This is a genomic window from Streptococcus sp. HMSC071H03 (genome assembly GCF_001813035.1).
GTDB classification, from domain to species: Bacteria; Bacillota; Bacilli; order Lactobacillales; family Streptococcaceae; genus Streptococcus; species Streptococcus anginosus.
This window is the reverse complement of the sequence record NZ_KV811149.1, coordinates 1-16,286: the sequence shown is the minus strand read 5'-3', so window position 1 is coordinate 16,286 and position 16,286 is coordinate 1. Positions and strand designations below refer to the sequence as shown.

At 40.5% G+C, this 16,286-nt stretch carries 13 protein-coding genes and 2 pseudogenes; 9 read left to right on the top strand and 6 right to left on the bottom strand.

All coding sequences use genetic code 11. The features are described from left to right. Positions 1-388: pseudogene (locus HMPREF2887_RS02765) on the bottom strand (Xaa-Pro dipeptidyl-peptidase); the annotation flags it as partial. A 108-nt stretch (positions 389-496) separates the two neighbouring features. Here HMPREF2887_RS02765 and gla point away from each other — a divergent pair. The 8 genes from gla (at position 497) to fni (ending at position 8,560) form a co-directional block, all read left to right on the top strand. Beyond that, entirely contained in the window at positions 497-1,348 is an 852-nt protein-coding gene (gla, locus tag HMPREF2887_RS02760; protein WP_084740407.1) for an aquaglyceroporin Gla, read from the top strand. Between the two features lie 216 nt (positions 1,349-1,564). Further along, entirely contained in the window at positions 1,565-2,830 is a 1,266-nt protein-coding gene (locus HMPREF2887_RS02755; RefSeq protein ID WP_084740404.1) for a hypothetical protein, read from the top strand. A gap of 81 nt (positions 2,831-2,911) precedes the next feature. Next, positions 2,912-3,652 carry a CppA N-terminal domain-containing protein gene (locus tag HMPREF2887_RS02750; protein WP_021001214.1) on the top strand — a complete coding sequence of 247 codons (741 nt, stop codon included), beginning with the start codon at positions 2,912-2,914 and terminating at the stop codon, positions 3,650-3,652. After that, the gene (locus HMPREF2887_RS02745) at positions 3,649-4,584 is read left to right on the top strand and encodes a serine hydrolase domain-containing protein (protein WP_021001215.1); all 936 of its coding nucleotides are present in this window, start codon (positions 3,649-3,651) and stop codon (positions 4,582-4,584) included. The genes HMPREF2887_RS02750 and HMPREF2887_RS02745 overlap by 4 nt, the downstream gene beginning before the upstream one ends. Positions 4,585-4,749: 165 nt before the next feature. Continuing rightward, positions 4,750-5,628, top strand: coding sequence for a mevalonate kinase (mvk, locus tag HMPREF2887_RS02740; protein ID WP_003027089.1), 879 nt, complete (start codon positions 4,750-4,752; stop codon positions 5,626-5,628). Beyond that, positions 5,610-6,554: a diphosphomevalonate decarboxylase gene (gene mvaD / locus HMPREF2887_RS02735; RefSeq protein WP_003027084.1), complete on the top strand. Its 945-nt coding sequence runs from the start codon at positions 5,610-5,612 to the stop codon at positions 6,552-6,554. The genes mvk and mvaD overlap by 19 nt, the downstream gene beginning before the upstream one ends. Further along, positions 6,547-7,551 (top strand): phosphomevalonate kinase, encoded by a 1,005-nt coding sequence (locus tag HMPREF2887_RS02730; RefSeq protein WP_021001216.1) that lies wholly within the window; start codon positions 6,547-6,549, stop codon positions 7,549-7,551. Before mvaD ends, HMPREF2887_RS02730 begins: the two co-directional genes overlap by 8 nt. After that, positions 7,544-8,560, top strand: coding sequence for a type 2 isopentenyl-diphosphate Delta-isomerase (fni, locus tag HMPREF2887_RS02725; RefSeq protein ID WP_003027078.1), 1,017 nt, complete (start codon positions 7,544-7,546; stop codon positions 8,558-8,560). The genes HMPREF2887_RS02730 and fni overlap by 8 nt, the downstream gene beginning before the upstream one ends. Positions 8,561-8,588: 28 nt before the next feature. Here the strand turns inward: fni and HMPREF2887_RS02720 are convergent. The 5 genes and pseudogenes from HMPREF2887_RS02720 to pflB all read right to left on the bottom strand — a co-directional run bounded on the left by HMPREF2887_RS02720 (position 8,589) and on the right by pflB (position 14,821). Further along, a pseudogene (locus tag HMPREF2887_RS02720) lies at positions 8,589-9,868 on the bottom strand (hydroxymethylglutaryl-CoA reductase, degradative). A gap of 1 nt (position 9,869) precedes the next feature. Then, positions 9,870-11,042 carry a hydroxymethylglutaryl-CoA synthase gene (locus HMPREF2887_RS02715; protein ID WP_003027070.1) on the bottom strand — a complete coding sequence of 391 codons (1,173 nt, stop codon included), beginning with the start codon at positions 11,040-11,042 and terminating at the stop codon, positions 9,870-9,872. 133 nt (positions 11,043-11,175) lie between these two features. Further along, entirely contained in the window at positions 11,176-11,625 is a 450-nt protein-coding gene (locus HMPREF2887_RS02710) for a threonine/serine exporter family protein (RefSeq protein WP_003027068.1), read from the bottom strand. A 3-nt stretch (positions 11,626-11,628) separates the two neighbouring features. After that, entirely contained in the window at positions 11,629-12,405 is a 777-nt protein-coding gene (locus HMPREF2887_RS02705; RefSeq protein WP_003027066.1) for a threonine/serine exporter family protein, read from the bottom strand. 100 nt (positions 12,406-12,505) lie between these two features. Then, positions 12,506-14,821: a formate C-acetyltransferase gene (gene pflB, locus HMPREF2887_RS02700; protein WP_003027063.1), complete on the bottom strand. Its 2,316-nt coding sequence runs from the start codon at positions 14,819-14,821 to the stop codon at positions 12,506-12,508. A gap of 249 nt (positions 14,822-15,070) precedes the next feature. Between pflB and dinB the strand changes: the two genes are divergently transcribed. Further along, entirely contained in the window at positions 15,071-16,138 is a 1,068-nt protein-coding gene (gene dinB, locus HMPREF2887_RS02695) for a DNA polymerase IV (RefSeq protein ID WP_021001217.1), read from the top strand. The last annotated feature ends 148 nt before the right edge of the window (positions 16,139-16,286 follow it).

Genomic DNA, 16,286 nt, shown 5'->3' with positions numbered 1-16,286 from the left:
TTTTGGTGCGTGTGTTGAGCAACTGATAGAGATTTTCGAGCAGATTTCCATAGGTAATGGGAAAGTTTACGTCCTTGCGGAATGTTTCTACATCGTCGAAGTCAACAAAGGGCACAAATTCCAGCAATTGAAAAATGATGGTATAAAAAATCTCTGCTGTCAATTCTTGATTGGACGTAAAAAAACTGAGTAAGTCTGTTTTTGAATTGGCAATCAAAGATTTTAGGGCATAGTCTGTATGTTTATAATTAAAAAGAGTTCTACGTACAAAAGTTTCCAAATTTTCTTTATCAGAATGCCCTGGTTGGAAAGAAAATCCAATGTTTTCCATTTCAGCCAGCATTTTTTCGTTTGTTTCTGGTGTATAACTATACTGATTATAGCGCATATTTTTACTCCTTTTTTACATTTTGTCAAAAAATAACCTTTACATTATCCATTGTAACTGATAAAATAGGATTTGTCTAAAATTTTTTCATTAAAGAGGAGAACAAAAATGGATGTCACATGGACTGTGAAATATATCACAGAATTTCTTGGAACGGCAATTCTCATTATTTTGGGGAACGGAGCTGTTGCTAATGTGGAATTAAAGGGAACCAAAGGTCATCAAAGTGGCTGGGTAGTCATCGCAGTTGGTTATGGTATGGGGGTTATGATTCCTGCTCTTATGTTTGGAAATGTATCAGGAAACCATATCAATCCTGCATTCACACTAGGACTTGCGATTAGCGGATACTTCCCTTGGGCACAAGTTGCGCCTTACATTATTGCACAATTATTGGGAGCGATATTTGGACAAGCATTAGTAGTAGCAAGTCACCGCCCTTACTATTTGCAAACAACAAATCCTAATGCGATTTTGGGATCATTCTCAACTATTGTAAATACGGATGACGGAAGCAAGAAATCACATGCTGCTTCTATGATAAATGGCTTTGTCAATGAATTTATTGGTTCATTTATCTTGTTCTTTGCAGCAATGGCTATGACCAAAAACTATTTTGGTGCAGAAGTTGTTAAATATGCTGCTACTCGTGGAGTGGATGCTACTCAAATCCAAGGAAAAGTTGCAATTGGTTCTCACATCAATGCCGGACTTGCTGTTGCCCACTTAGCACTTGGTTTCCTTGTCATGGCATTGGTAACGTCACTTGGTGGTCCTACGGGTCCAGGTCTAAACCCTGCACGTGACTTAGGCCCACGTATTCTTCATTTCCTTCTTCCAAAATCAGTTCTTGGTGAGCACAAAGGAGATTCAAAATGGTGGTATGCTTGGGTACCAGTTGTATCTCCAATCCTTGCCGGTATTGCTGCAGTAGCACTTTACAAGATGATTTATGGATAAGTTGTCAAAAAAGAAACGGTTCATTACGAGCCGTTTTTTGATAACGAAGAGATAAGATTGAGCGAAAAAATAGATAAGTGACTAGACGTTTGCCAATATAAAATGCTATACTAAAGAGTAAGGATAATAACAGTAACGGGAGTGAGACAGCAAAACTGATTTTTTGCAAAGTAGCAATTTTTGTCTCATTCCTGCCTTTTATTTGGGAGAGATGAAATGGAATTAGATAAACTAAGTGGGAGACGGACTCTATTGTTCGGTATTTTGGCGATTCTTTTTGGCGTTATTATTATTGCAAATGGTGTTGATTTTACAAAATTTGCCCTAGATTTATTGGTCATTTACTTTTTATTTGTCGGAGTTATCAATCTTTTTTTCCGTTTCTTAGTGAAGAAAAATCGTATCAGTCTTGGTTCTGCCCTCCTCCATGTTTTAGTGGGACTGGTTGTTGGCTTTCTTAACCGTGCCAGCAATCTGCCAGTCAATATTGTCATTATTATATTGGGCTGTTATCAGCTGTGTACAGCGGCAATCTATGGTATTACATATCTTCTTTATCGGCAGAATAAGTTAAAAGGTGGTTTTCGTTATCTTTTTGATACCTTGCTTTATGGCGGGATTGGACTGACAACTGTCTTTTTTCCCCGCACGGATGGTAGGATGCAATTTTTGATTGTTGGTATTTATCTGATATTACTAGGCTTTTCTAACGTTCGAGACGGTCTTATGTTCAACACCGATGTGGAGAAAAAACAACTTCGACGCCGTATTCGGATTAACCTGCCTATCATTATCGCTGCCTTTTTCCCAGCAGAGCAACTGAATCGCTTTAATCGTTTTTTACAAGGTGAAAAAAAGAAACCACAAAAGGTTTATAGTAGTATCCGAGACGAAGAAAAGCCCGTTGACTTAGAGGTGCTAATCCATACGTCAGACCAGAATCTTTTTGGGATGATTGGACACGTTGATATTTGCTATAAAGGAAAAGTTATTTCCTATGGTAGTTATGATGTTTTTTCAGAGCGTTTATTCGGCACGATTGGAGATGGTGTCTTGTTTAAAGTAGATAAAGACGCTTATATTGACTTGTGCAAAGAAGAAAGCAAAAAAACTTTGTTTGGTTATGGGTTATCTTTGACAGATGAGCAAAAGCTAGCTGTGGAGAAACGGTTGGCTGAGATTGATGAGTTGTTGGAAGTGTGGGATCCACCGGCGGATTTGAAAGATGGTAAGCGCACGTATGCTTATAAATTGAAACATGAGTTGAATGCTCGTTTATATAAGTTTAAAACAAGTCGTTTTAAGACTTATTTTATCCTGTCTACCAATTGCTGTCTGCTAGCCGATAGCATTATCGGACAGGCTGGAACAGCCATTTTAGATATGCGTGGGATTATTGCGCCGGGAACTTATCAGTCTTACCTTCAATATGAATTTGAGTCAGCAAATGAGCTGGTAGTGGCACAAAATATTTATCAGTAATAGCACAATTTTTTCTATTTTTACATAAATATTTGTAAAATACACAAAAATTATTTAAAATAGAAAGGCTTGGAGGAATTTATGTGTTCAACAAATAAAATTGTAAATACGATACCAGTATTAAAAATCAATAATCGAAAAAACAATCTCGCATTTTATTGTCAAACTTTGGGAATGAAAAATTTGCTAGAGGAAGGAGCTTTTGTCAGTCTTGGAGATCAGACAAAAGTTGAAAAATTGCAGCTAGAAGAGTCGCCCAGTATGCGCACTCGCAAAGTTGTTGGGACTAAGAAATTAGCGAAAATTGTCATCAAAGTAGCTAATCCACGAGAAATTGAAGCACTTTTGGCGCGTGGTAGCAAAGTCGATTATCTTTACCAAGGTGACAATGGCTATGCTTTTGAAGCAACTTCGCCGGAAGGAGATACGTTTTTACTGCATAGCGAGGAAGATTGGACAACCTTACAGAGAATAATGATCGCACCAGCATTCGCACCGCTAGAGGGTTTTGTAGGGCTCAGCCAATTTACTATAGAGCAGATTCACATCAATGTTCCAGATGAGAAAAAAGCAGTCACTTTTTATCAGGAATGGTTAGGAAATCAGCCTGTTCTAACATTCTCACAAGCAAGCGGAGCAGATTTATTGACGGAGAGTACTCAAACTTGGGATTTGGCAATGATTAAATTTACAGTTGAGCAATTTGATGTGGAAGCGTTGCGCGATTTATTTCAAGGAAGAGAAATTTTTGTTCCTAAATCGGGCAAATTTTTCCTGACCAAAGATGAGAGTCAAATTGAAGTTTGGATTGAAGCGGTATGAGTTCAAGCAAGATTCTCTCAAAAGTCGAAGAACAGATAGCACAACAAATCTATCCTGGAGCCAGCTTAGCTTTGTATACTCGTGGAGAGTGGCAAGAATATTATCTTGGTGAGAGCAATCCTGAGCGCAGTGAGAAAAGCCGAGCAGGACTGGTCTATGACTTAGCAAGTGTCAGTAAGGTTGTGGGTGTCGGAACGATTTTGGCTTTTCTATTCCATGAGAAAAAACTCGATTTAGATGCGCCTCTGACACAATATTATCCCGCTTTTCATGACAATTCTGTCACGGTAGGTCAGCTGGCTACTCACACATCAGGGCTAGATCCCTTTATCCCCAATCGAGATGCACTCAATGCGGCTGAATTGAAAGAGGCGCTAAATCATTTGAAAGTGCTTGATAGCAAGCGTTTTCGTTATACTGATGTGAATTTTTTATTGCTGGGTTTTATGGTAGAAGAAATTTTTCATTCTGCTTTGAGTGACATTTTTGAACAGAAAATTTTTCAGCCTTGGGGTATGAAAGAAACAGCGTTTGGTCCTGTCGCACAAGCGGTGCCAACGGTTCGCGGTGTGAAAGCAGGGATTGTACATGACCCCAAAGCGCGTGTGTTGGGCAGACACGCTGGTAGTGCAGGCTTGTTTTCGACAGTTCGGGATTTGAAGCTCTTTTTGGAGCATTATTTACAGGATGACTTTGCAGCAACTTTGACAAAAAATTTCTCAAAGGAGATTGGAAAAACACGCAGTCTTGCTTGGGATTTAGACAAAGAGTGGTTGCAGCACACAGGCTATACTGGAACGTTTATTATGTTTAATCGTTTACAGCAGAAAGCGGTCATCTTCCTTTCCAACCGAACGTATGAGAAAGACGAACGTGCGCAGTGGATTTTAGACCGCAATGAGCTCATGGATTTGATTAAACAAAATCTGTAAAATGAAGACAGTTAGGATAAGAGCTGGATTTCCTGCTCTTTTTCGCTGTTTTAAAAGTTGAAATAAATTAGTTTGGAATATAAAAGGAATTGACTACTAACGATCGCTTTTTTCTATGAATTATATTAAAATAATAGATGAAGTATTGTGATGTAGAGAGAGACTATGACAAAAAAAGTAGGTGTTGGTCGGGCACATAGTAAGATTATTTTGATAGGGGAGCATGCCGTTGTCTATGGCTACCCTGCTTTGGCTCTACCTTTAACTAATATTGAAGTGACTGGTCGCATTTTGCCATCAGATCATGCGTGGATTTTGTATGAGGAAGATACCCTTTCTATGGCGGTTTTTGCTTCTTTGGAATTTCTAGGGGTGCAAGAGGCTTATATTCGCTGTGAGATTGAGTCCATGGTGCCTGAAAAACGCGGAATGGGTTCTTCTGCGGCAGTGAGTATTGCTGCGATTCGAGCTGTTTTTGATTATTATGAACAGGACTTGGATAGGGAAACTCTGGAGATTTTAGCCAATCGGGCAGAGATGATTGCCCACATGAATCCGAGTGGTTTAGATGCTAAGACTTGCTTGAGCGATCGTGCTATTAAATTCATCAAAAATGTTGGTTTTTCAGAATTTGAGACGAATCTCGGAGCCTATCTTGTGATTGCAGACACAGGGATTTATGGGCATACACGGGAAGCTATCCAAGAAGTTGAGCAACTCGGAATGACCGCTTTGCCACATCTTCATCAGCTTGGAAAATTAACCAATGAAGTTGAAGAAGCTTTGAAAGTAAAAGATTTAGAGAGAATCGGGATAGCCATGTCAGAAGCTCATCTCAGCTTAAAAAATCTAGGCGTGAGTTGCCCTGAAGCCGATCGACTTGTTGCCACAGCGCAAGAAAATGGAGCGCTTGGTGCGAAAATGAGTGGTGGTGGTCTAGGTGGCTGCATTATCGCTCTAGTGGCGAGCAAAGAAAAGGCTGTCAGTTTGGCTGATTTATTGAGGGAGAAAGGAGCGGTAAACACATGGATCGAAAGTCTGTAAAGGTGCGGTCTTATGCCAATATTGCCATTATCAAATATTGGGGTAAGAAAGATACTGTCAAGATAATTCCTGCAACGAGCAGTATTTCTTTGACCTTGGAAAATATGTACACAGAAACAACTCTGTCTAGCTTACCAGTGAGTGCCCAGTCAGATGAATTTTACATCAATGGTGTTCTGCAAGATCAAGCTGAACATAAAAAAATGAGCAATATTGTAGATCGTTTTCGTCCTCAAGGAGCTGGTTTTGTACGAATTGATACAAAAAATAATATGCCGACAGCAGCGGGGCTTTCATCTAGTTCAAGCGGTTTGTCTGCGCTTGTTAAGGCTTGTAATGACTTTTTTGAATTGCACTTGTCCACAAAAGAGCAAGTACAAAAAGCAAAATTAGCTTCTGGGTCTTCCTCACGGAGTTTTTATGGACCGATTGCAGCTTGGGACAAGGATAGCGGAGAGATTTATCCAGTAAAGACAGATTTGAAATTAGCGATGATAATGCTGGTTTTGTATGATCAGAAAAAGCCGATTTCAAGTCGTGAGGGAATGAAACGCTGTGCAGAAACCTCCACGATATTTAGTGATTGGGTGAGACAGTCCGAAGAAGATTATAAAGCCATGTTGACTTATTTGTCTAACAATGATTTTGCTAAGGTGGGAGAATTAACAGAAAAAAATGCGCTTGCCATGCATGCTACCACTCAGACAGCAACGCCAGCGTTTTCTTACCTGACCGAAAAAAGCTATGAAGCAATGGACTTCATCAAACAATTACGCAGTCAAGGAGAGCGTTGTTATTTCACCATGGATGCAGGACCAAATGTAAAAGTGCTGTGTTTGGAAGAAGATTTGGAGCATTTGGTGCCGATATTTGCAGCAAAATACCGCCTCATTGTCTCTAAAACGAAGGAATTGCCAGATGACTAAAACAGTAAGAACATGTGGGAAATTGTATTTGGCAGGGGAATACTCTGTATTGACAGCGGGACAAGGCGCGATTCTGAAAAATATTCCGATTTATATGACGGGAAAAATTCATTTTGCTGAACGTTATCAGTTGTTTTCAGATATGTTTGACCATACTGTGGATTTGACACCTGATGATGAGTACAGTCTCATTCAGGATACAGTTGCTGTTATGAATGAGTTTTTACAAAGTCGATCCATTTCACTACGTCCCTTTTTCTTAACCATTACTGGAAAAATGGAGCAAGATGGAAAAAAATTTGGTCTTGGCTCTAGTGGGAGTGTCGTAGTTTTAACCATACGAGCAATAACGGCCTTGTATGGTCTGGCGTTATCTGCTGAGGAAACCTTTAAGCTGGCAGCCTATGTCCTTCTTAAACGTGGGGACAATGGCTCAATGGGAGATGTGGCTTGTATCGCTTATGAAGATTTGATTTATTACCAATCTTTTGACCGCAAAAGAATAGCGGAGCAGATCAATGAGTCGCCCTTAAAAAGTATATTAGCTCAGGATTGGGGAACTGTCATTCGGAGAATCCAACCACAACTTACATTTGATTTTTTTGTAGGCTGGACAAAAGAACCAGCTATTTCTAGAGATCTTATCAATCAGGTCAAATCAGCAATTTCATCCAGTTTTCTAACACAAACACAAGAAGAAGTTCTTCGACTGGAGAAGGCGCTGCTTGCTGGTGAGAAAGAAATTATGAAAGAAAGCCTAGAAAAGGTTAGCCACCTATTGGCGGAACTTAGCCCCGCTATTTACAATGAAAAACTGAGAGCTTTAAAAAGAGCCAGTCAAGGATTGGACTGTGTGGCAAAGAGTAGCGGTGCTGGCGGTGGTGACTGCGGCATAGCATTGTCATTTAGCGAGACAGATAGTCAAATTTTAGTGGAACGTTGGCGGGGGGCAGGAATTGACCTTTTATATAAGGAAAGGTGGGGAATGGATGAATAAAAATCGCAAAGACGAACACATAAGATATGCGCTTGAGTACGATTCGCCTTATAATAGTTTTGATGACATGGAGCTTATTCATTGCTCGCTTCCTAAGTATGATTTGGACGAGATTGATTTGACGACGCAGTTTGCAGGCAGAGATTGGGAATTTCCGTTTTACATCAATGCTATGACAGGTGGAAGTGAGAAAGGGAAGGGCATCAATCAGCGCTTGGCACAAGTTGCAGAAGCTTGCGGTATTCTTTTTGTCACAGGCTCTTACAGTGCTGCCTTGAATAATCCAACAGATGACTCATATACTGTCAAGCAAGATAGGCCAAACCTGCTCCTTGCAACGAATATTGGACTGGATAAGCCGTATTCCTCAGGGCAGCAGGCAATCACAGACCTTCATCCTCTTTTTTTGCAAGTGCATGTCAATCTCATGCAAGAATTGCTCATGCCAGAAGGAGAACGCTCTTTTAAAACTTGGCGAGCACATTTAAAAGATTATGCTGAGCAAAGCACAGTCCCGGTAGTGTTGAAAGAGGTTGGCTTTGGTATGGATTTGGCAACGATCGAAACTGCTTATGACCTCGGTATTCGAACGGTTGATCTTTCTGGTCGTGGCGGAACGAGCTTCGCCTATATTGAAAACAGGCGCGGTGGCAATCGAGACTATCTCAATGATTGGGGGCAATCGACACTCCAAGCCTTACTAAATGCTCAGCCGATGATGGATAAAATGGATATTTTGGTGAGTGGTGGCGTACGGCAGCCGCTTGATATGGTGAAGGCTTTTGTGTTAGGAGCTAAGGCTGTAGGACTTTCACGCACCATGTTAGAATTGATTGAAACGCATTCGGTGGATGAAGTCATCACGATTGTAAACAGTTGGAAAGAAGATTTGTGCTTGATTATGTGTGCACTTGGTTGCCAAAATTTGAGAGAGCTAAGACAAGTGCCTTATCTTTTGTATAGACGTTTGCGAGAAGCACAAGGTCAACTAAATAACGAAATCCGATGAGTTTTTTCACTTATCGGATTCTTTTTTTCTATGATTTTTGACGAATGTTTTCTAAAATTTCTTGTGCTCTTTTGAGACTAAAATGTTTCTCAGAAATGAGCTGAGAAACCAGAGGAGCGATTTCTGTATCCTTAGCTCCTGCTAAAAGAGCTAGAGATTTGGCTTGTAGCTTCATGTGACCGTGCTGAATACCGGTGCTGACCAGCGCTTTTAGAGCTGCAAAATTTTGCGCTAAGCCGATAGACGCAATAATACTGGCTAACTCTTTGGCGGTTGGTTGTTTTAGCAAATCGAAGCTAACTTCCACCGTAGGGTTGAGCCCAATGGAGCCCCCTTTTGTAGCAATGGGAAGAGGAAGAGTAATCTCTCCGCAGAGCGTTTGAGTGGCTTCCTTGATTGACCAAGTAGTTAATCCTTGATAGGAACCATTTCTACTAGCGTAGGCATGCGCGCCTGCTTCAATCGCTCGCCAATCATTTCCTGTTGCTAATACGACAGCGTCAATTCCGTTGAAAATGCCTTTATTGTGGGTGCTGGCACGATATGGGTCTTGCTTGGCAAATTGGCTTGCTAGCACGATTTTTTTAGCAATGTCAATGGCTTCTGATTTATTTCGACTGAGAAAACGAATATCAATTTCACAGGTGGCAGTTACCAAGGCTTCTGTTGCATAATTTGATAGAATTGCCATCAGGCTTTCACCGTCAGTCAACTCTTCTAATGGTGTTTTCAACGCTTCTAGCATGGTATTGAGAATATTGGCGCCCATAGCTTCTTGGGTGTCAACTGTTAGATAAACGACTAAAAATTCAGCTTCGTCATTTAGCCATTCTACACGTAAATCACGCGCACCACCTCCGCGGTTGACAATTGATGGGTGTGCTTGATTGGCCAGCTCTAGCAATTTTTGCTTGTGGTTTTGGATATTTTTTATAGCTACTTCGATATTTGCTACTTGATAGAGAGCAACTTGTCCAATCATTTGGCGATTGTGAATAGTCGTTTTGAAGCCCCCAGAGCGCTTAATAATTTTTGCTGCAAAGCTGGCAGCCGCAACGACAGAGGGCTCTTCTGTTACGAAAGGTACCTGATAAACTTGCTCGTCTACCACAACATCAGGAACGAAAGAGTAGGGCAGAGCAAATGTCGCCAAAACATTTTCGCTCATTTGGTTAGCTGTTGATAGAGGGAGCATGTGATTATGCTCAAGGTTTGTTTGATTATCCTCGTTTAGTAAGTGATAGTCTTTTAAAATTTGCAAACGTTCTTGAAGCGATTTTTTGAAAAGCCCGTCCAACTTATCTTCATATTATTTTTCCACCTTGATGTATGTACGTTGGTGTTCTACGATTTTTGCTAAGGCAAAGTCTTGATTTTCATAGCCTGTGAAGCTAGCAGAGCCATTTTCATCTAGTTTTGCTTCTTCAAAAAATACCTTCTCATAATCTGGAATGCTCAGAGTCGTTCGGCTGTCAAGTTTTTCCATACGATTGGTTTCAAGCTGTTGCTCAAAGCCTGCTACGAGCTGCCCACTAAAGATTTCTGATACAGCTCCACTTCCGTAGCTAAAGAGCGCAATGCGGTCACCTGCTTTGAGTGTCGTACTATTTTCAAGTAGGGAAAGGAGACCTAAAAAGAGGGAGCCCGTGTAGATATTCCCTACCTTTTGGCTGTAAAGAATGGATTGCTCAAAATTCGCTTGTAGTTGCTCTTGCTGCTCAATTGGCAAACTCTTATCCATAATCTTTTTCATACCCTTTAAAGCTAATTTAGGATAAGGCAAATGGAAGCAAACTGCTGCAAAATCTTTTAAGGACACTTGATTGTGCTTTTGGTACTCTGCCCAAGTTGTTTTTAGACTATCTAAATACTGTTGCGTAGAATACATGCCATTGACAAACGGCGTTGTCGAATAGTTTGGTCGCCAAAAGTCCATGATGTCTCGTGTTTGAGCGACATTGTCCTCATTGAAGGCTAGAATTCGTGGATGACTAGTGATGAGCATAGCTATCGAACCGGCGCCTTGTGTTGGCTCGCCCGGTGTTCCAATCCCGTATTTGGCAATGTCACTAGCGATGACCAAGACCTTTGAGTCTGGATGTTTTTCAACGTGTAGTTTTGCATAATCCAGTGCGGCAGTAGCACTATAGCATGCTTCTTTCATTTCAAAACTACGCGCAAATGGCTGAATTCCAAGCAAACCATGAATAAAAACAGCAGAAGCCTTGCTTTGGTCAATTCCAGATTCACTGGCCACAATCACCATGTCAATAGCCTGTTTATCTTCGTTGGTCAAAATAGATGCTGCTGCACTCGCCCCCATGGTTACAATATCTTCTGTGACTGGGGCGACACTGATTTCTTTTAGTAAAAGTCCCTTGCTTAGTTTTTCCGGGTCAATGTTACGCGCTTCTGCCAAATTTTCTAATTTTAATACGTAATTGGCTGTCGCAAAGCCAATTTTATCAATTCCAATGTTCATCATTACCTCTATATATTTTTCGGTTTGATATCAAACTTATTCTATTCCATTTTATCATAATTCAAGTGGAAACTGAGAAAAAAGCCATCTTAAGATAAGAAGGGCTTTAGACAGTTTAGTTGTTCTTGTTGAATTACGAAGAACGGTGTTTTTGCAGATAATGGTAGAGTCTGAGCACCACCGTGCCACTTGCCATTCCAATTGAAATGACCAAGGCTAAAATCACTACCAAGGTAGCATTAACCATAGCATGACTATAATCTCCAGTGACAAAAAAGGCGGTTGTACGATAGGAAAGGTAGCCCGGAACCAGAGGAGCCAAAATAGCCAAGATAAAGACGACCGCAGGCGTTTTGTAGAGAATGCTCAACACTTGACTAATGCAAGATCCGATAATAGCTGCGATAAACGTAGCAATAATCACATTTGTTGGACCTTTTAATACATAATACAAAAGCCAGATGAACATTCCAAGGATTCCTCCTGGAATGAGCATGCTTTTTTGAACATTTAAAACGATTAAGAACATTACAATTGCAAGAAAACTTGCTGCAGCTTGTAGTAAGACAGTCAATGGATTCACCTTTTATTTCATTAAGACGAGAGCTACGGAAGTGCCAGCTCCGAGTGCCAAAGTGATCAACAGCGTTTCAAAGATTTTGCTCATTCCGGAGTTGAGATGATTGGTCATCAAATCACGCACGGCATTGGTCAGAGCAATACCGGGAACAAAAGGCATGACAGCACCAGCGATGATTAAGTCCGCACTGGAAGGAAAGCCAGAATAGCGCGCCCAGATCTGTGCCAGCAGACCAAAAATAAAAGCTCCGGCAAAAGCTGTGACAAAAGGAATGCGCACGTATTTATTGACCGAAAGAGAAAAGGCAAAGCCAAAGAAGGTCGCAAGAGCAGCTCCGAGTGCATCATAGAGATTGCCACCAAACATGATAGAGAAAAAAGGGGCACTAATAGTAGCAGCTAGCGTTAGCTGTTTATTTGTATAAGGCGCTTTTTTCTTTTTTAGCTGGGCTAATTTCTCAAACGCTTCTTCAAGAGTGATATCTCCACTAACCAGTTCACGTGATACTTGATTGACATCACATACTTTTTCAATATTATAATTTGAGTGAGTAATCCGTTTCATACGCGAAATATTGGTGTTTTCAATTGAAAAGAAAATGGCAACTGGCATTGCGAGTGCATTACAATCCATAATTCCTTGAGAATGAGCAATCCGAATCATGGTATCTTCAACCCGATAAATTTCAGAACCACTTTGAAGCAGAAGCGTACCTGCTAACATCAGGACATCAACAGTCAGATTAAATTTGTCTTCCCTTTCTACATCTCTTTTCTCCACCATCTGTACACCCTTTTCTTTTAACTAACAATATCTCTATTATAGCATAAAAAAGAAGAAAACCAGCTGGAATTTCCAACTGGTTTTTGAGAATAGAATTGAATTAGCTAAGGGCATCATCCATTGAAAGCACTTCGTGGAAGACACGTTGAGTCAATTCAGTTTTTTGTTCTTTAGTAAGATATTTGGTATTGACACAGTAACCTGAGATACGAACGATAACATCTTCACCATTCATGATCTTATCATAGACATCTTTAAGATCCATAACGTTCAAGTTGACGTGTTGTCCTCCATTTTCAAAGTAACCGTCAAGAATTGTGACCAAGTTATCCACTTGTTCTTCACGAGTCTTACCAAGAGCACGAGGTGAAACTTGTGTAGTGAGAGAGATACCATCTGCTGCATAGCCAAAGTCAAGGCTGGCTAGTGAGTTAAGGTTTTGCAACCAACCACCACGAGCTTTGTTAGATGGGTTCGCACCTGGTGAGAAGAATTCCAATTTAGATAAGTTCACTGAACCATCTTCGTTGAGGTATACCCCTTTGTGGACCGGTGAGTTACCAGTTTGTTTAGAGTAGGCAACGTTAGAAGTGATTGTAAGAAGTGATACAGTTGCTTCAGCGTTCTTGTAGAGTTTGTGGCTGCGCAGACGAGTTGTGTAGGCTTCAATCAACCATTCGGCCAATTCGTTTGAGCGAGGATCGTCTTCACCCCAACGTGGGTATTCGCCAGTAGTTTCGTAGTCGTAGATATAACCATTTTCGTCACGGATTGGTTTGACTGTCGCATACTTAATAGCTGACAATGTATCAACTGTATTGGCAAATCCACAGATACCAAATCCCATATTAGCACGTTGATGGGTTGGCAAGAAGGCCATTTGAACAGCTTCGTAGTTGTACTTATCTGTCATGTAGTGAATGATATTCAATGCATCTACGTAAGTATCTGTCAACCAATCGAGCGATTTTTCAAAGTTTGCCTTAACAGTATCAAAGTCAAGGACTTCATCACGAATAGGTTCGATGTCAAATACTTTGTAATCTTTGTGAACATCATCGTAACCACCGTTAAGACCTGTAAGAAGAGCTTTTAACACGTTTACACGAGCACCGAAGTATTGGATATTATGGCGTTGTTCTTCATTTTCTGGGTCAAGTGGTGACACACAGCAAGAGATACAGCTCATTTCGCCATAGCCGTCTTTTGCCATTGTCGTTACACCTTCGTATTGGATAGAAGAGTGTTTGTGGCTCATGTGCATGCAGTAATGACGGAATGAGTAAGGAAGTTTGTCAGTCCAGAGAACTGTCAAGTTTGGCTCTGGTGAGTTACCGATATTGTCAAGTGTATTCAAGAAACGGTAGTCCATTTTTGTCACACGGTGACGACCATCATTTCCCATACCTGCCATAGATGTTGTGATGAAGGTTGGGTCACCTGAGTAGAGTTGATCGTATGCTTTTGTACGAGCAAATTTTACAGTACGAAGTTTCAAGACGAAATCATCAACAAATTCTTGGATTTCTGATTCTGTGAAAGTACCACGAGCAAGGTCGCGTTCTGCATAAATGTCAAGAACGATTGGCACACGTCCAAGAGAAGTAGCAGCACCATTTACGACACGGCAGACAGCCATGAAAGCGATATTCACCCATTGGATAGCTTCTTTTACATTCATTGCAGGTCTACGAACATCAAGTCCGTAAAGGTCACCCAGGCGGACAACTTCTTTCAATGATTGGTATTGAAGGTTGACTTCTTCGCGAAGACGAATAGTTTCTTCATCAATGTCTGTCAAAGCATTCCAATCTTCGACTTTTTCTGCCATCAAGTAATCTGCACCGTAAAGAGCAAGACGTGCGTAAACACCAATGATACGTCCACGTGAATAAGCATCTGGCAAACCTGTTACAGTGTGTGCGTGACGTGCACGACGGATATTTGTTGTGTAGGCACGGAAAATACCGTCATTTACAGTTGTTACGTATTTTGTGAAGATTTCATGCATCTTAGGATCTGGTTCATAGCCATGTTCCTTCAAAGCAGTTTCCGCCATACGGATACCACCTTTTGGCATGAAGTTCAATTTGAACAATTCATCATTTTGGATACCATAAATCAATTCATTATCTTTGTCAATATATCCAGCTGGAATATCAGCGATTGAAGTAGCACGTGTATCCATTGGGAAACGTGTTTCTTCATAATGTGCTTTTGTATCTTCGATAATTTTTTTAATGTGAAGAGAGCGTTCAGTTGGACCAGCTAAGAAACTTTCATCTCCGTCATAAGGAGTGTAGTTTGCCTGTACAAAACGAGATACGCTAGCTTTTTCGCGCCAATCTTCCCCTTTGAAGCCTTCCCAGGCTTTGTCAAAAATATCCTGTGCTTCGACAACAGTTTTAACAACCATGTTTTTTTCCTCTTGTATCTTTCTAGTAACACAAATCTGTTACATTTATAAAATAAGTATATCATATAGTAATCGTTTCCACAAATGGAATCTGGTCATAAAAGTACTTTCTTTTATAATACAGATTAAAAAATCAGCGTAAATTGTATTATATTTTTGAAAAAATCAGCATATTTTCAAATATTTTGGAAAAAATGATAAAAATTGTATAATGGAGAAAAGAAAAGAGTCAAGAAAGGAGCTGTATTGATGTTAATTTTTCCCTTAATCAATGATACGTCTCGGAAAATCATTCACATTGATATGGATGCCTTTTTTGCCTCCGTAGAAGAAAGAGACAATCCAGCACTAAAAGGCAAGTCGGTTATCATCGGAGCTGACCCTCGCTTGACAGGCGGACGAGGCGTTGTTTCGACTTGCAATTATGAGGCACGAACTTTTGGTGTTCACTCAGCTATGAGCTCCAAAGAAGCTTATGAGCGTTGTCCACAGGCGGTTTTCATTTCGGGAAATTATGAAAAATATCAGGCAGTCAGCCAGCAAATTCGAGCCATTTTTAAACGATATACAGATGTGATTGAGCCAATCAGTATTGATGAAGCCTATCTGGATGTGACCAAAAATAAGTTAGGTATGAAATCTGCTGTCAAGATAGCCAAGCTAATCCAGCACGAGATATGGACAGAGCTTCATTTGACCAGTTCAGCTGGTGTGTCCTACAATAAATTTTTGGCAAAAATGGCTAGTGACTATGAAAAGCCTCACGGCTTGACAGTTGTTTTGCCAGAAGAAGCAGAATCTTTTCTCTCTCAAATGGATGTGGCAAAGTTTTACGGTGTTGGAAAAAAGACGGTGGAAAAGCTGCATGATATGGGCGTTTATACAGGAGCAGATTTATTAGAAATTCCTGAGATGACCTTGATTGACTTGTTTGGTCGATTTGGATTTGACCTTTATCGCAAAGCAAGAGGAATCAGCAATTCACCAGTAAAAGTCAACCGTATTCGTAAGTCTATAGGCAAGGAAAGAACTTATGGGAAATTGCTCCATAACGAAGACGACATAAAAAAGGAGCTGACCCTTTTATCACAAAAGGTAGCTCGTAGCTTAAAAAAACATGGAAAGTCTGGTAGGACGATTGTTCTGAAGATTCGCTATGCGGATTTTTCAACATTGACAAAAAGGCAGAGCTTAGCGACAAGAACGCAAGATGCGGAGCAGATTGAGCGCATTGCACATGAGATTTATGATAGCTTGGACGAGCAGACAAAAGGTGTGCGTCTTTTAGGAGTGACAGTGACAGGATTTGGGATGTAAAAAAGTTTGGGATGGGGAGTTCCAAACTTTTTTGGCTCTATAATTTCTGTAGTGGGTAACACCACTGCAGAGATTATGGAGTTATTTTTCTACCATTTGTCAAGCAATTCAATGTTTTTCAGTCAAAGAATTGATGATTGATTTGATT

Bases quoted from the DNA above. Each gene is read 5' to 3' on its own strand.
- HMPREF2887_RS02755 (WP_084740404.1), top strand. From the start codon at position 1,565: ATGGAATTAGATAAACTAAGTGGGAGACGGACTCTATTGTTCGGTATT.
- HMPREF2887_RS02705 (WP_003027066.1), bottom strand. From the start codon at position 12,405: ATGGTGGAGAAAAGAGATGTAGAAAGGGAAGACAAATTTAATCTGACT.
- HMPREF2887_RS02750 (WP_021001214.1), top strand. From the start codon at position 2,912: ATGTGTTCAACAAATAAAATTGTAAATACGATACCAGTATTAAAAATC.
- dinB (WP_021001217.1), top strand. From the start codon at position 15,071: ATGTTAATTTTTCCCTTAATCAATGATACGTCTCGGAAAATCATTCAC.
- mvaD (WP_003027084.1), top strand. From the start codon at position 5,610: ATGGATCGAAAGTCTGTAAAGGTGCGGTCTTATGCCAATATTGCCATT.
- pflB (WP_003027063.1), bottom strand. From the start codon at position 14,821: ATGGTTGTTAAAACTGTTGTCGAAGCACAGGATATTTTTGACAAAGCC.
- HMPREF2887_RS02730 (WP_021001216.1), top strand. From the start codon at position 6,547: ATGACTAAAACAGTAAGAACATGTGGGAAATTGTATTTGGCAGGGGAA.
- HMPREF2887_RS02715 (WP_003027070.1), bottom strand. From the start codon at position 11,042: ATGAACATTGGAATTGATAAAATTGGCTTTGCGACAGCCAATTACGTA.
- gla (WP_084740407.1), top strand. From the start codon at position 497: ATGGATGTCACATGGACTGTGAAATATATCACAGAATTTCTTGGAACG.
- HMPREF2887_RS02745 (WP_021001215.1), top strand. From the start codon at position 3,649: ATGAGTTCAAGCAAGATTCTCTCAAAAGTCGAAGAACAGATAGCACAA.
- mvk (WP_003027089.1), top strand. From the start codon at position 4,750: ATGACAAAAAAAGTAGGTGTTGGTCGGGCACATAGTAAGATTATTTTG.
- fni (WP_003027078.1), top strand. From the start codon at position 7,544: ATGAATAAAAATCGCAAAGACGAACACATAAGATATGCGCTTGAGTAC.